This window comes from Haloarcula sp. JP-L23, from assembly GCF_011602445.1.
Taxonomy (GTDB): domain Archaea; phylum Halobacteriota; class Halobacteria; order Halobacteriales; family Haloarculaceae; genus Haloarcula; species Haloarcula pellucida.
In genome coordinates, this window is sequence record NZ_CP050014.1 from 720,972 (window position 1) to 734,983 (window position 14,012).

The 14,012-nt window shown below is 66.1% G+C and carries 17 protein-coding genes and 1 tRNA gene; 11 read left to right on the top strand and 7 right to left on the bottom strand.

Going from position 1 to position 14,012, the window contains the following annotated elements:
• Positions 1–80 precede the first annotated feature (80 nt).
• Positions 81–293 carry a hypothetical protein gene (locus G9465_RS03485; RefSeq protein ID WP_166967561.1) on the top strand — a complete coding sequence of 71 codons (213 nt, stop codon included), beginning with the start codon at positions 81–83 and terminating at the stop codon, positions 291–293.
• Between the two features lie 58 nt (positions 294–351).
• Positions 352–555: a hypothetical protein gene (locus G9465_RS03490; protein WP_166967563.1), complete on the top strand. Its 204-nt coding sequence runs from the start codon at positions 352–354 to the stop codon at positions 553–555.
• 326 nt (positions 556–881) lie between these two features.
• Here the strand turns inward: G9465_RS03490 and G9465_RS03495 are convergent, their stop codons facing one another.
• The gene (locus G9465_RS03495; protein WP_166967565.1) at positions 882–1,838 is read right to left on the bottom strand and encodes a succinylglutamate desuccinylase/aspartoacylase family protein; all 957 of its coding nucleotides are present in this window, start codon (positions 1,836–1,838) and stop codon (positions 882–884) included.
• A gap of 186 nt (positions 1,839–2,024) precedes the next feature.
• On the opposite strand from G9465_RS03495, the gene G9465_RS03500 reads away from it, so the two are divergent.
• Positions 2,025–2,240 (top strand): hypothetical protein, encoded by a 216-nt coding sequence (locus G9465_RS03500; RefSeq protein ID WP_166972886.1) that lies wholly within the window; start codon positions 2,025–2,027, stop codon positions 2,238–2,240.
• Here the strand turns inward: G9465_RS03500 and G9465_RS03505 are convergent.
• Entirely contained in the window at positions 2,221–3,456 is a 1,236-nt protein-coding gene (locus G9465_RS03505) for a potassium channel family protein (RefSeq protein WP_166967567.1), read from the bottom strand. The genes G9465_RS03500 and G9465_RS03505 overlap by 20 nt on opposite strands.
• Positions 3,457–3,690: 234 nt before the next feature.
• On the opposite strand from G9465_RS03505, the gene citZ reads away from it, so the two are divergent.
• Entirely contained in the window at positions 3,691–4,836 is a 1,146-nt protein-coding gene (gene citZ / locus G9465_RS03510; RefSeq protein WP_166967569.1) for a citrate synthase, read from the top strand.
• 184 nt (positions 4,837–5,020) lie between these two features.
• Here citZ and G9465_RS03515 read toward each other — a convergent pair whose 3' ends face one another.
• Positions 5,021–6,655 carry a TrkA family potassium uptake protein gene (locus G9465_RS03515; protein WP_166967570.1) on the bottom strand — a complete coding sequence of 545 codons (1,635 nt, stop codon included), beginning with the start codon at positions 6,653–6,655 and terminating at the stop codon, positions 5,021–5,023.
• Between the two features lie 290 nt (positions 6,656–6,945).
• Between G9465_RS03515 and ilvA the strand changes: the two genes are divergently transcribed.
• The 4 genes from ilvA (at position 6,946) to G9465_RS03535 (ending at position 8,884) form a co-directional block, all read left to right on the top strand.
• Positions 6,946–8,157, top strand: coding sequence for a threonine ammonia-lyase (ilvA, locus tag G9465_RS03520; protein ID WP_166967572.1), 1,212 nt, complete (start codon positions 6,946–6,948; stop codon positions 8,155–8,157).
• A gap of 36 nt (positions 8,158–8,193) precedes the next feature.
• Positions 8,194–8,571, top strand: a complete 378-nt coding sequence (locus G9465_RS03525) for a Rid family detoxifying hydrolase (RefSeq protein WP_166967573.1) — start codon at positions 8,194–8,196, stop codon at positions 8,569–8,571.
• Positions 8,571–8,774 carry a hypothetical protein gene (locus G9465_RS03530; RefSeq protein WP_166967575.1) on the top strand — a complete coding sequence of 68 codons (204 nt, stop codon included), beginning with the start codon at positions 8,571–8,573 and terminating at the stop codon, positions 8,772–8,774. The genes G9465_RS03525 and G9465_RS03530 overlap by 1 nt, the downstream gene beginning before the upstream one ends.
• Positions 8,775–8,802: 28 nt before the next feature.
• A tRNA-Ser gene (locus G9465_RS03535) sits at positions 8,803–8,884 on the top strand.
• Positions 8,885–9,144: 260 nt separating this feature from the next.
• Here the strand turns inward: G9465_RS03535 and G9465_RS03540 are convergent.
• Positions 9,145–9,408 (bottom strand): zinc ribbon domain-containing protein, encoded by a 264-nt coding sequence (locus G9465_RS03540; protein ID WP_166967577.1) that lies wholly within the window; start codon positions 9,406–9,408, stop codon positions 9,145–9,147.
• Between the two features lie 39 nt (positions 9,409–9,447).
• Complete coding sequence (locus tag G9465_RS03545) at positions 9,448–9,819, bottom strand: VOC family protein (protein ID WP_166967579.1); 372 nt, start codon at positions 9,817–9,819, stop codon at positions 9,448–9,450.
• Between the two features lie 114 nt (positions 9,820–9,933).
• On the opposite strand from G9465_RS03545, the gene G9465_RS03550 reads away from it, so the two are divergent.
• Positions 9,934–11,328 carry a PAS domain S-box protein gene (locus G9465_RS03550; RefSeq protein WP_193571731.1) on the top strand — a complete coding sequence of 465 codons (1,395 nt, stop codon included), beginning with the start codon at positions 9,934–9,936 and terminating at the stop codon, positions 11,326–11,328.
• 39 nt (positions 11,329–11,367) lie between these two features.
• On the opposite strand, the gene G9465_RS03555 is transcribed toward G9465_RS03550, so the two are convergent.
• Positions 11,368–11,544, bottom strand: a complete 177-nt coding sequence (locus tag G9465_RS03555; RefSeq protein WP_166967581.1) for a hypothetical protein — start codon at positions 11,542–11,544, stop codon at positions 11,368–11,370.
• A gap of 60 nt (positions 11,545–11,604) precedes the next feature.
• Positions 11,605–12,645 carry a TrmB family transcriptional regulator sugar-binding domain-containing protein gene (locus G9465_RS03560; RefSeq protein ID WP_166967583.1) on the bottom strand — a complete coding sequence of 347 codons (1,041 nt, stop codon included), beginning with the start codon at positions 12,643–12,645 and terminating at the stop codon, positions 11,605–11,607.
• A gap of 143 nt (positions 12,646–12,788) precedes the next feature.
• Here G9465_RS03560 and G9465_RS03565 point away from each other — a divergent pair, with 143 nt between their 5' ends.
• Both G9465_RS03565 and G9465_RS03570 read left to right on the top strand, forming a co-directional pair.
• Entirely contained in the window at positions 12,789–13,268 is a 480-nt protein-coding gene (locus G9465_RS03565; RefSeq protein WP_166967584.1) for a hypothetical protein, read from the top strand.
• Positions 13,269–13,343: 75 nt separating this feature from the next.
• Positions 13,344–14,012 (top strand): hypothetical protein, encoded by a 669-nt coding sequence (locus tag G9465_RS03570; protein ID WP_166967586.1) that lies wholly within the window; start codon positions 13,344–13,346, stop codon positions 14,010–14,012.

Sequence of the window (14,012 nt, forward strand, 5' to 3'; positions counted from 1 at the left end):
TCGGCATATCGCCGGTCGTGACAGTCGAAACTCGGGTTATGCGTGTTATAACAAGGATTACACCCCCATTAGTGACGGGTATGAGTATCGAGCGGCGGCTGGCCGAGAAGGACGGACTACCGCTACCACAGGACGATTTCGCCGAGACGACACTGGTGGCCGAACTGGAACCTGCGGCCGACGGCGGACAGCGCGTGCTTCTCTACCCGAAAGACAGGCCCGGCCACGAGGTGGCGACCCGCTGGCTGGCGGCTCCCGCCGACGCCCTCGTCGAACTCGACAGCGTTCGGTAGTCCCTTCCATCGTATAACCAACTTGTAACAATACCGTCCCTCAGCGACGCCTCTCGGCATGGGAACGGACCACTGGTCCCCGACTGGCGGGACCCCCTCGCCCGCCCCAGACGAGGGGGTCCTCCCCGCCGTCGTGCGGAGTCGCTCCGACGGGACCGAGCGGTACATCTGCTATGCCGCCGACGTCGACCCGTCCGACGTCGAGACGCAGTGGATCTCAGTCGACGCCGACATCCCGGTTTCTCTGCGCGTGTGGCGCTAGGCGTTCCGGCCAGTGAGCGCGACGGCGACTACGTCACGCCCTCGGACCCGTATGGGAGTCCCGACGAAACGTCCGAGCGTCAGTGACCTGACGGTGGTGGGCGTGCTTCGGGCCCACTGATTCGGCTCTATGGCCGGGAGCGAGTGGCGTGGCGCTGCCACGCCCGAGCGACGACGGGGGAGGGCAGGCACGAGCGGGTGCGCATACGCGGCGCACTGCGCCGCGTTTCCCCGGAACCGGCGCGGCGCGTCGATTCCGGTCGTTTTCCCCACGTTTTTGCAAGTGGGGGTTCGCGACGTGACCCCCCTGCAGGAAACAACGGGAGTCTAGTAGGTATCCAGATTCGTCCCGACCGAGCAGACGTACTCGCCGGTGGCGACCTGCGGGAGGCGGCGCGAGCGCCAGAAGACGCCGTTCGAGTCGGCGGTAATCTCGGCTTTGGACTGGCCGAACACGTCGGTGATTTCGAACAGCGTCTCGCCGCGGGAGACGCGGTCGCCGAGGTCGACGTGGAAGTCGACGAGGCCACCGGCGGGCGAGCCGTACTGCTCGAACCCGGTGGCGCGGGTCTGGGCGCGGGGGCTGTACCGGCCATCGAGGAAGCCGTAGTAGGTGAGGACGTTGAACACGCCGTCGACGCCCTTCTCGATGGAGGTCTCGTCCCAGCCGACACAGCCGCCGAGTTCGGGGTCGACGGTCGGGACGCCCTCGTCGGGGGCCGCTCGGGCCAGTTGGCCGTCGGGCCCCTTCTGGTCGAGGATGTAGCCACAGCCAAAGACCTTCGCGAGTTCGAGACACTCGCTGTGGAGACGGTGGCGGGTGCCACAGCGCACCCGGACTTCGTCTATCATCCGCGAGGTAGAGCCCTGATGGAGGTCCAAGACGAGGTCGGCGCCGACCGCCGCGTCGTACGTCGCGGCGGCGATACGCTCGCTAGAGGTTCCGTTCGCGTCGCCGGGATAGGCCCGGTTCATCTTCGTGTCGTCGACGGGGTTGCGGTGTTCGGCGACCTGGAAGGCGTGGTAGTTGACGATGCCACACACCAGAATCGTCCCCGAGAGTTCCGCGGGGTCCAGTTGCGGGAGGACCCGCTGGATGACCCCGACGCCGTTCAGTTCGTCGCCGTCGCTCGCCGCCTGCATGTAGAGCGTCTTCCCGTCGGCGGCGCCGTTGACGACGGCCACCGGGAGTCCAACCGGGCTACCGTCGCGGGTTTCGCCGACCTCCAACCGCCCCGTATCCATCTCACCGGGAGCGGCACTCGCTGTGCCGAGAGTTACCATTACCGGCACGTTCGGCTTGTCCGCCTTTACTGGTTCGGATTTCCCGTGCTGGAGGCCCGACGGCGGACGGTCCCCGGCGTCCGGTGGGTGTTTCCCGGGCGGCGAGCGCGGACCGACGGGGATTTTTGCGGGCAGACCGTATGCGCGTCCGTGTCAGAGTCCGAGCAACAGAGCGGCCCCGCCGCGATGATAGCGGCGCTGAACGTCCCGCGGAACGCCAAACTCGGCTTCGGTCTGGCGGTGCTCGTGACCGCCGCCATCGTCGCCGTGTTCGTCCTGCCCGGTACCGCGCGTCCCTCGGTACTGTACGTCGCGCTGGCGTTCGTACTGGTCGTCTCGCTCGGCGGCTTACTGACGACCGTCTTCACCATCGTCTCGGCGGTCAGGTTGGCTCGCCGGTAGCCTCGGCCAGCGCGGTGAACCGCTCGGCACCGGTTCGAGTCCCCTTCGCGATGAGCACGTCGCCCGCCTGCAACGGCGTCTCGGGGCCGGGCGAGACGACCCAATCGGCGCCTTCGCGGCCGGTCCGTTCGCTCTCGCTTGCGGCCCGCCGGACGGCGATGATGCGCATCCCGGTCGCGGTTTTGATCGCCGCTTCGCCGATGGTCTGGCCGGCGAGGTCGCTCGCCGCGTCGACGGTGGTGCGGACGATTATCTCGTCGGACTCCTGTACGGCCTCGGCGACGACCGGGTGCGTCGAGAGGCCGCGCAGGACGCCCTCGCTGATCTCGAGGGCGGCGTCGGAGATGACCTCCGTCGACCGGGCCAGATGAACTAGGCCCCGCAGAGAGACGGGGTCCGCCACGTCCGCGGCCGCCCGCAAGGTCCACGCCTCGAACCGGGACTGGAGGGCGTCGACCTCCGCTTCGAGTTCGACGACCTCCTCGGCGACGGCTTTGCTGTCGAACAGCACCGCGCCGTAGGCCAGATCGACCGCGAGTTCGCCCATGTCCTTCATCAGGATTATCGAGTCGATGGCGCGTTCGAGGTCCTTGTCCTCGCCCTCGGGCGGTGCCGGCGGTTCGTAGGCCGCTCCGGTGGCGTCGGCGTACACCTCGCTGACGCCGGCCTCGGGGCCCCGGAAGAGGACCACGTCGTCGGCTTCGAGTCGCGTCTCCCGGTCGGGGTTGAGAAGCCAGTTGCCCTGTCGGCGAATCGCCAGCGCACGGACGCCCGTCTCGGTCTCTAGGTTCAACTCGCCGAGCGTCTGGCCGGCCAGCGGCGAGTCGGCGGTGAGAGTCGCCCTGACGAGCGTCTCGACGGCTTCCGGCAGGGCCGCCCGCAGCGTATCCGGCAGGCCGATGTCTTCGAGGACGATCTTCGCGATGTCGCCGGCAGCGTCGCTGATCTTCTCGGCGGCGCCGACCATCCCGAGTACCGGGGCCAGCGTCTCGGCGTCGTCGGTCGACCGGCAGGCCATTAGCAGGCTCATCCGCGCTCGCATCTGAAGGACGTCCATCTTCGCCTCTAACTCCAACACCTCGGCGGCCACGTCGTCGCTTCGCAACAGCACCGCCGAGTACGAGAGGTCGATGAGCAGCTCCGCGGTGTCTTTCATCTCTGCCAGCACCGCCTTCACGCTCACCGGTTCGTACTCGACGGTTCCCGTCAGCTCCATGTACGCTGCTTTGACAGCACGTCTCAAAAGCGTTCGCCGTCCCGTGACAGCCGGTCACGAGCGACAAGTCGGCACGCGGTGCCACAGAACGAGTGCTTGGTGGGGAATATCTGCCAGCTATTCACGCAAATATCTACAGCAGTGGTGGAACGTCCAGTTTCACTCCCGCCGACCGTGTGACACAGACGCCCGGAAAGAAAATGCTTTTCCCGGCAGGTCGGGAACCATTGTCGTATGTCCGACGACCTCAAGAAAGGGCTGGAGGGAGTCCTCGTCGCCGAGTCTGACCTCAGTGTCATCGACGGTGACGTGGGTAAGCTCGTCTACCGGGGGTACACGATAGAGGACCTGGCGAACGGAGCCAGCTACGAGGAGGTACTGTATCTGCTCTGGCACGGCCACCTCCCCGACGCCGGGGAACTCGCCGAGTTCGAATCCGAGATGGCAGCCGAACGGGAGGTCGACGACGGCGTCATGGCGACCGTCCGCGAACTCGCAGAGGCCGACGAGGAGCCCATGGCCGCGCTCCGGACCGCGGTGTCGATGCTCTCGGCGTACGACCCCGCTCCGGCCGAGGCCGACCCGACGGACGAGACGGTCAACCTCGCGATGGGTCGGCGCATCACCGCGAAGATTCCGACCATCATCGCCGCGTTCACGCGCATCCGCGACGGCGAGGACCCCGTCGAACCGCGTGAAGACTTAGACCACGCCGAGAACTTCCTGTACATGCTCAACGGCGAGGAACCGGACGACGTCCTCGCCGACGTCTTCGATCAGGCGCTGGTGTTGCACGCCGACCACGGCCTGAACGCCTCGACGTTCGCCGCGATGGTCACCGCCTCGACACTGTCTGACGTCTACAGTTCGGTGACCTCGGCTATCGGGACGCTCGCCGGCCCGCTCCACGGCGGCGCCAATCAGGACGTCATGGAGATGCTCAAGGAGGTCGACGACGCCGACCAGGACCCGCTCGACTGGGTCAAGGACGCGCTTTCGGAGGGCCGCCGCGTCTCCGGGTTCGGCCACCGCGTCTACAACGTCAAGGACCCCCGTGCGAAGATTCTCGGCGAGCGCTCGAAGGAACTCGGCGAGGCCGCAGGCTCCCTGAACTGGTACGAGATGTCCACCACTATCGAGGAGTACATGGCCGAGGAGAAGGGCCTCGCCCCCAACGTCGACTTCTACTCCGCGTCGACGTACTACCAGATGGGTATCCCCATCGACATCTACACTCCCATCTTCGCGATGTCCCGCGTCGGTGGCTGGGTCGCCCACGTCATCGAATACATCGAGGACAACCGCCTGATTCGGCCGCGTGCCCGGTACACCGGTCCAGACCCCGACGAGACGACGTTCGTGCCGCTGGACGAGCGGTAGCACAGCCCACGCGAATCGCAGAGCGATTCGTGCCTTTTTCGCCCACGTTTTTCGAGGAGCGGTGTCCGAGCGACGCGAGTGCACCCGACGAGACGGCGTTCATGCCGCTGGACGAGCGGTAGGTCGTCGGTTTTCAGCTTCACGCCCTCGGGGCCGAATCCGTATCGACGCGCCGCGTGTGGCGTCACCCGAGCAACTCGGTAAATCGATTGACGCCGTCGTCGGTGCCAGCGATGACGAGTTTGTCGCCGTACTCGACTTCGACGTCCGGGCCGAGGTCCGTGAGGACGGCCCCGTTGCGTTCGATGGCGAGAATCGTACAGCCGGTTCGCGAGCGCACGTCGGCCTCGCCCAGCGTATCGCCGGCGAGTTGGCCGGCGTCTGTCCGGACGATTTCGACCTGCTGGTCCATCGAGATGACGTTCTCGTCCTCCAGAATCGTCGAGGCGAGCATCCGGCCGCTGACCGTCGCCAGCGAGAGGACGTAGTCGGCGCCGGCCCGGTACATCTTCTTGACGTTCTCGGTCTCCTCGGCGCGGGCGATGATCTCCACCTCGGGGTTCAGGTCGCGGATGACCAGCGTGGCGAACTCGGTGTCGGTGTCCTCCGAGAGCGCGAGGATGACGGTGCGGGCATCCCCGACGCCGGCGGCCCGCAGGTCGTCGGGTTCGGTGGCGTCCCCGACCACGTCGACGCCGGCCTTCTCGGTCCGGTCGAGGACCGTGTAGGGGACCCCCGCGACGGCGAGTTCTTCGGCGATAGTCTGGCCCACCTCGCCGTAGCCGACGACCACCGTCTGGCCGCGCCGGAACCCCCGGACGCTGGAGAGGGTCTTCGACTTCAGCCGCTCTAACTGGGCGGCCGTCCCGGAGACGAGGAGGACCGTACTGCCGTCGAGTTCGGCGTCGGGGTCGGGCGGACTGACGAACTGGCCGCGGAACCACGCGCCGATGACGTTGACGCCCGTCTCCTCGCGGATGCCGCTCTCGGCCAGCGTCGTCCCGACGAGGTCGCTCCCGCGGTGGATTGGGAGTTCGGCGATGTCGAAGTCGACGCCGATTTCGAAGTCGTCACCCAGCGTCGTCGAGACGCCAGTCGTCACCTTGCTGGCGAGACTCTCGCCGAGCAGCTGGCGCGGCGAGATGACCGCGTCGGCGCCCGCTAAGTCGTGGTACTTCGCTCGGTTTGGTTCCTCGACGACGCTGACGGTCCGGACCGCCTCGTCCACCTCGCGGGCGGTGAGGACGATACTGGTGTTGACCTGGTCGGAGGCGTCGGCGACCAGCGCTCGCGCACTTTCGAGGCGGGCCTGTTTCAGTCCCTCGACGGACTGGGGGTCGGCGTTGATGACGTGGTACCCCTCGTCGTAGAGGTCGTCGGCCCGGTCCCGGTCCGGTTCGACGATGACGTAGTCGACGTCCCACGTCTCCAGTTCGGTCACCAGCGTCTCCCCGCGTGGGGTGAAGTGACAGATGACGATATGGTCCGAGAGGTCACGCTCGACGTGGCTCGGGGCTTCCGTCTCCATCGCCTCCTCGAACAGCGGGAAGAGGAGGACCGGCAGGGCGAGGAAGATGAGGACGACGCCGGTGATGTCCATCACGATGACCAGCAGGCGCATCCCGGTACTCTCCCACGGCGCGTCGGAACCGAATCCGGTCGTGGTGAACGTCTCGACGACGACCTGCAGCGAGTGGAGGAAGTCTCGCGGGTCGTTCTCGAAGGCGCTCATCCCGTAGTCGTAGGCGACGGCGTAGCCGAGCATTATCCCGGCCAGTCCGACGACGTACAACAGCGTCCGTCGCTGCCAGGTATCCATCTACCACATAGTTGCCGAGGCGGTGTAAAACAGTTCTGACAGCCGCGACGACGGCTGGATTCGCCCGTGTGGCTGGTATCGGTCTGCCGTCCGTCTGACGCCGGGCTGACGGGCGATCGACGGCGGCTCTGTCGTGCTGTTACACTTTCGCTCCGCTACGACGGGGTTTAAGTGTGCTCGCACGCTCGATTCGACCGCAGTCACACGCTCCCCACCCGTTTTCCGCCGACGCCGTCGCCGTGAGCGCTGTGGCCCGACAGTATAACACGCACCGGCGAGTAGGCGGGGCTATGCTCTCGTTCGAGGACGTACTGGCCGCTCAGGACCGGGTCGCCGAGACGGCCCGGCACACGCCACTCGACTACTCGCACACGTTCTCCGCGATGACAGGGGCCGATATCCACCTGAAACTGGAACTGTTCCAGCGCACCGGATCGTTCAAGATTCGGGGCGCGACGAACCGCATCGCCACGCTCTCGGCCGAGCAACGCGAGAACGGCGTCGTCACGGCCAGCGCCGGTAATCACGCACAGGGCGTCGCCCTCGCTGCGACCCGCATCGGCGTCGACTCGACCATCGTGATGCCGAAACACGCCCCCATCTCGAAGGTGAAGGCGACCAGAAGCTACGGCGGCGAGGTGGTCCTCCACGGCGAGGACTACGACGAGGCCGCCGAGAAGACCCACGAAATCGAGCGCGAGGAGGGCCGCACCTACGTCCACGCCTTCGACGACGACTACGTGATGGCCGGGCAGGGGACTATCGGCCTCGAAATCTACGAGGACCTTCCGAGCGTCGAGACGGTGGTCGTCCCCATCGGCGGCGGCGGCCTCATCAGCGGCATCGCCACCGCACTCAAGGGCAAAGACGAGGACATCCGTGTGGTCGGTGTACAGGCCGAAGGCGCGTCGAGCGTGGCCGAGTCGCTGGAGAAGGGCCACCGCATCGAACGCGACGGCGTCGAGACCATCGCCGACGGCATCGCCACCCGCACCGTCGGCGAACGAACCTTCGAGGTCATCACGGAACGGGTCGACGAGGTGGTCACGGTTTCGGACTCCGAGATCGCGGTGGCGCTGACGACGCTGCTGGAGCGCTCGAAGACACTTGCGGAGGGGGCCGGCGCCGTCGCGCTGGCCGCCGTCACCGAGGAGACGTTCGACTACGCCGACGACGAGACCATCGTCCCGGCGCTGTGTGGCGGGAATATCGACCTCAACACGCTGACGAACGTCATCATGCGCGGCCTCGTCGAGACGGGCCGGTACCTGAAGATTCGGACCGTCCTCAAGGACCGGCCCGGTGCCTTAGAGGAACTCGTCCAGATTCTCTCGGCCCAACAGATAAACATCTACGGCATCGAACACGACCGCACCAACCGCGACGTGGCGATGAACGACGCCGAGGTGGAACTGGACCTCGAAACCCGCGGTCCCGACCACGTCGACCAACTGCTGGCAGCCTTGCGGGAGAACGGCTACGAGGTCGAAGTGCTGGTCTGACGGTCGTTTTATACGGCTGGCGTGACCTCTGCCAGTATGAAACGGACCGTCCACACCGACGACGCGCCCGCCGCCGTCGGCGCGTACAGTCAGGCGACGACCACCGACGACCTCGTGTTCACGTCGGGCCAGATAGCGCTCACGCCCGACGGCGAGATGCGCGACGAGGCGTCGGTCTCCGAGCAGACCGAACAGGCCCTCTCGAACCTCCGTGCTGTCCTCACCGAGGCGGGAACGAGCGTGGACGACGTGCTGAAGGTGACCGTCTATCTGGCCGACATCGAGGACTTCGACGAGATGAACGCCACCTACGAGACGTTCTTCGCGACCGACCCGCCCGCCCGGTCGGCCGTCGCCGTCGACGCCCTGCCGAAGGGTGCCGCCGTCGAGATCGAGGCCGTCGCCACGAAGTGATGGACGCACAGACGAAATCCAGCCTCCTGTGGGGCGTGGTCGCCGGTCTCGCCTTCCTCGTCCTCCTGCAGGGGTACGAACTACTCGCGGCGACGCCCGTCTCGGTCGGGGCCAAGGTCGGCGTTGCCCTCCTCGTCGCTGTGGCGGCCACTGTTCTTACGTACGCGGTCGACGGCCGTCTGCCCGGAAACGAAAGCCCTTAACCGACCGACCACGCACACTCGGTTGCGTGCCAGGATGGCCGAACGGCAAGGCGCACGCCTGGAAAGCGTGTTCCCTTTCGGGATTCTGGGTTCAAATCCCAGTCCTGGCGCTTTCTGCCACTGACTGCGAGTGAGGAGCGGCAGCGACGAATGAGCCAGCAGTCCTGAAACGGTGGCGACTGGGTTTGAGCACGGTAGTCGCAGCCCCGGAACGGCCGAGCGATACGAGACGCGAGCGGAGCGAAGGGTCTCGAATAGGCGAACGGCAACGCCGTGAGCCAGTGAGGCTGCACGCCCGGAACGTCTACCATCTGTTCAAATCCCAGTCCTGGCGTCCCACCTTTTTCGTCGTCGGGCGTGCTCGCGTCGCTCACAACTGTTCTAGACACTCCCGACAGTAGACGAAGTCGGCGTCGTTCTCGGTGCCACAGTGGGGGCATCGCGGGCGATCCGGGTCGGCTGACTGGCCGCCCTCGCCGGGGGTCTCCCCCTCCCCTGCGTGGGTTGGCGGCCCCTCGCGCCACCGCTCGCGGCCGTCGACGACGATACGGAGCAAGACCGGAATCGCCACGGCGAGGGCGATGAACGCCAAACCGGTCACGACGAGGACGTACATCTCTCCGGGCGTGACCATGGCGGCGTTACGTGCCGAAGACGGGTAGCCCCATCGGGGCTACTGGGTGCGGTAGAACTCCAGCGTGTACCCTTCGGGGTCCTCGATGAAAGCGGCGTAGGCGTCTGCAGCCTCGATTTCCGTCGGTTCGAGGACCGGAGCGCCGCCGGCGTCGATGGCCGCTTCGAACTGGGCCTCGACGTCGTCGACGGTGAAGGCGATGTGGTCGACGTCGGCCCGGGTCGGCGCGATGGGCGTCGTTCGGTCGGCGTCGTAGCGCAACTGGAGGGACGGGTCACCGTCCTGACCGAGATACACGTTCTCGACGCCGTCGAGCGTGAATCGGTGGGTCTCTTCGAAGCCGAGCGCTTCGTAGAACGCCATCGCGCGGTCGAGGTCCGAGACGCAGACGGCGACGTGTGCGAGGTCCATGGCTCGCCGTTCGCTCGCCTGTGGAATGATTGTACCGGTCGATGCCGCCGAGTTCCCGCGAGCGCTGTGCTCGCCGCCGGTACTTTGGGTCTTCGCTACGAGTACGTGACTAGAATGAACGATACGGCCCCCTCGGCGATCCTGCTGGATTACACGCAGGACAAGGTCGCGGTGCTCGACGAATCGGGGGCGTACACGTACGCAAACGCTGCGGCCGAGCGTATCCTCGGGTACGACCCCGACACCCTCGTCGGGCAGAACGTCTTCGAGTACATCCACCCTGAAGACCGCGCCGAGGTACAGACGCAGTTCGAGTCGATCGTCCGGACTGACGAGGCGTTCCTTGCCGACACCGCGACCTACCGCCATCGGGCCAGCGACGGGTCGTGGGTCTGGCTCGAGAGTCGGATGTCGAACCTGACCGACTCGGAGCTAAGCGGGTACGTCGTCAGTTCGCGGGTCGTCACCGACCGCGTCGAGGCCGAGCGCGACCGCCGAGCGACGCGGGAGCGGTTGCAGGAACTCGCCGACACGACCGACGACGTGCTGTGGATGTTCGACGGCGACTGGTCGGAACTCCTGTTTTGTAACCCGGCTTACGAGGACGTCTTCGGTCGCCCCATCGAAGAACTGGAGAGCGACCCACAGAGCTTCCTCGAGGCCGTGTACCCGCCGGACCGGCAGGTCGCCGAGGAAGCGATGGACCGCCTCTCGAACGGGGTTCAGACCGACCTGGTGATGCGAGTCAATCCGTCGACTGACTACAACCGCTGGCTCTGGGTGCAAGGCGAACCGATAGTTCGGGACGGCGAGGTGGTTCGTATCGCCGGGTTCAGCCGAAACGTCACCGACCGGCGCCGTCGGGAACGCCAACTGCTCGTCATCGACAACTTCCTCCGGCACAACGTCCGCAATCAGTTGAACGTCGTCCTCGGCAACGCGGCGGCTCTGGAAGCCGACCTCGACGGCGAACGCGAGGACCGCACTGCGATGATTCGGCGGGCGGGCGAGACGCTTCTGGAGACGGCCGAGAAGCAACGCGACATCGTGAACGTCCTCACGACGATGCCACAGTCCACGACGACGGATGTCGCTGCCGCGGTCAGAGACGCGGTCGCACCCCTCCGCGACCAGTACCCCGACGCGACCATCGACACCGCGGCTTCGGAGTCTGTCATCGTCGAGGGGCCCGGGGAACTGTCGATCGTGGTCGCAGAACTCGTCGAGAACAGTATCCGCCACGCCCGCTCGGACCGCCCGACCGTCACCGTCAGCGTCCGAACGACGGCTGACGACGTCGAACTGTCGGTCACCGACGAGGCTCCGGCTATCCCGGAGTACGACCGGCGAGTCTTGCTCGGCGATCACGAGATGACGGCTGTCAACCACAGCCGTGGCTGTGGCCTCTGGCTCGTCTACTGGATCGTCGACCTGGCTGGCGGGAGCATCGACCACACCGCAGACGAGAGCGGCAACACTGTCACGATCTCGTTGCGACGAGCGTTGTAGGCGACGACCGCACGGCGGCGGTGGGGAGTGACGAGACAGTCACGGAGCAGCGCGATTCAGACAGCCAGTCGCCCCGTTCTCCCACCCGGCCCGTTCGAGTAGCCAGCTACGGGTGGGGCGTTCTGGCTCGCTGACACTGATACCGCTACCACGACGGAGCGGTGTGCGAGCGACACGAGCACACCCGACGATGAACACGATGACGCGCGTAGCCATCGAGCACCACCGGCCGTCGCAAGGACACAAAGCGCCCGTGAACGCGAGTGGCGTCGCCACTCAGTCCGTCTGTTCCCGAACTGTCACCGTCTTCGCGGAGTAGTCCTCGACGAACGCCCCGGGACCGCCGACGCTGACCTGTTCGCCGTCGACGTCTAGGACGAGCGTGTTCTGGACGGGAAAGTCGTAGGTGGTCGGTTCGAGCAGTCCCTGTTTGATGTCGGCGACGGTGCCGGTGAGCGTTCCGTGGTCCTGCCCCGGGAAGAGGTCGACTGTCACCTCGATGTCTTTCTCCGCCGCGTGTTTGGTCGCGACGAAGACCCCGTGTCGGAACGAGAGGTCTTCGGCCGGCAGTGGAAGCGGGTCCGCGCTGGCGACCTCATCGCCGGCGGCCCAGAAGTTGAACCACTGCGACCCGATGGCCCCGGACGCCTTCGGACTCTGTTCGAGGACGAGGCCGTAGTCGCCGTCGCGGTGTTCGCCCCGCAACAGCGAGGAGTCGCTGGTGACCGAGACTTCGTTGTCTATCATGACGATGCTCTCGACCGGTGGTTCCCACGTCCGGACGACGTCTGCGACCTCGGCCGTCCGGTCGACGGTCTCGCGGTCCTCCCCGCCGAGCAAGAGGGCGATGAACACCCCGCGGTCGCGGGCCCGCCCGAGCGGTTCGGTGAGGCGGTCGGCGACGGGGGCCGGCACCATCATGAATATCTCCTCGTCGGCCCCGTCGATGAGCGTCTCCAGTCGCTGATAGAGCGTCTGTCTCGCTCGAACGAGTTCGATAGCCGGGTAGTCCCGTTTCGTGTCGGTAAAGCGTTCGGAGAGGTTCGATTCGAGGTCGGTCAGTTCCTCGGTCATCGACTCGATGGCCGACTCCGGATCGACGGCACGCACCTGCGTCGGCGTCCGGTGGTCGTCGACGACGACGAACCCGCGCTCGGCGAGGCTCTCGACGAGGTCGTAGACGTACCCCGTCGAGATGTCCGTCGCAGACCCTATCTCCGCGACCGTCGCAGATCCCCGTTCGAGGACCGCGAGATAGGTCTCTGCCTCCGTATCGGAGAGACCGAACTGCGTCAGGCGGTCGACTGTCGAATCCATTTAAGCCATCCGAGGACAGCGACCCTCTTTATTGCACCGTTCACGTGGTTTCTCCGGTAGCCCCTCGCTGATTGCATCTCTGGCGGAATTCTCCAATAATATTTATGAAAACATTTTTCATCACGCCTTGTGACCGGTGTGGTATGTGTGGGCAATTGGGGGGTGGTGGTCGGATGGACGATAGCGAACCCAACGTCGTCGGGGTCGTCAGGGTCGTTCGCGCCGCGGCGGAAGACCCGTGGGGATGTGGCGGCATCGCACTCAGAGACGGTGAGAGCGCCGCCGACGATCCGAGTATCGTCGCAGTGTGGGCGTCACCGGCCCACGGGGTCGCCATCGGTCGAGGAGCGTCGCCCTCGCGGCCGCCGGACCCGACGACCACGCTCGACGTCTCGCTCCCGGTCACGCTCGAACTGACACTGGCCGGCCGTCGGTGTGTCGGCCGGTACAGCACGGACGGGACGACGTGGCACCGCATCGCACCGTCGTTGACCGTCCCGGACTCGTTCCGACCGACGCTCGTGCCATTTACCGCGACGTCCAGCGGGACGGTCAGGATCGAACCGCTGTCGCTGTCGCACCACCGACCGACCGGCGGATCGATGACGACGACGCTCGGATAGCTCTCGGTCGGTCGCTGTACGGCTATATATCGGTCATAGTAGCGTTTTCAACTGGGATTTCGAAACAGGTCGGTGATGGCAATACCGACAGCGGAGTACGCGAACACCGTCACGACACGAACGGCGACCTATCTCGATGCAGTCGCCGACTGCGTCCTGTTGCTGCCACAGATACTCGCCGCGTACGACGACGACCCGGCGCGGCGCGAGGCACTGACGACGCAACTCGCCGACCGCGAGTCGGCCTGTGACGACCATCTCCGGTCGCTCCGGACCGACATCGCCAGAGCGACACCGAACTTCACGGACGTCTACCTCCGGGCGGACGCGCTGGTGGAACTGTACGCCTGTATCGACGAGATACCGAACGCGGCCGAGACGTTCGTCCGTGACCTCGATGCTGTCTCGCCCGAACTCGACCCGCAGACGCTAGCGACGTTTACCGACGTCGCCGCGTTGGCGGCCAGAGCGACTCGGCTCCTCGTCTCGACGACGCGAGGCTACGTCCAGTCACTGACGACCGCCGGTCCGTCGCCCCACGTCTCGGGGACCGTCGACCGCATCGCGGGCATCGAATCACAGTGTGACGACCGCCGCCACGCGGTCACCTCGCGGGCGTTCGACGACCTCGCTGTCGAGGACGCACTGCTCGTCCGGGACCTCGCACGGTCGCTGGATACGGTGCCCGACGCCGTCGAAGACGCCGCAGACCACCTCCGGTTTTGCTGGAGCGGGGACTGGTAA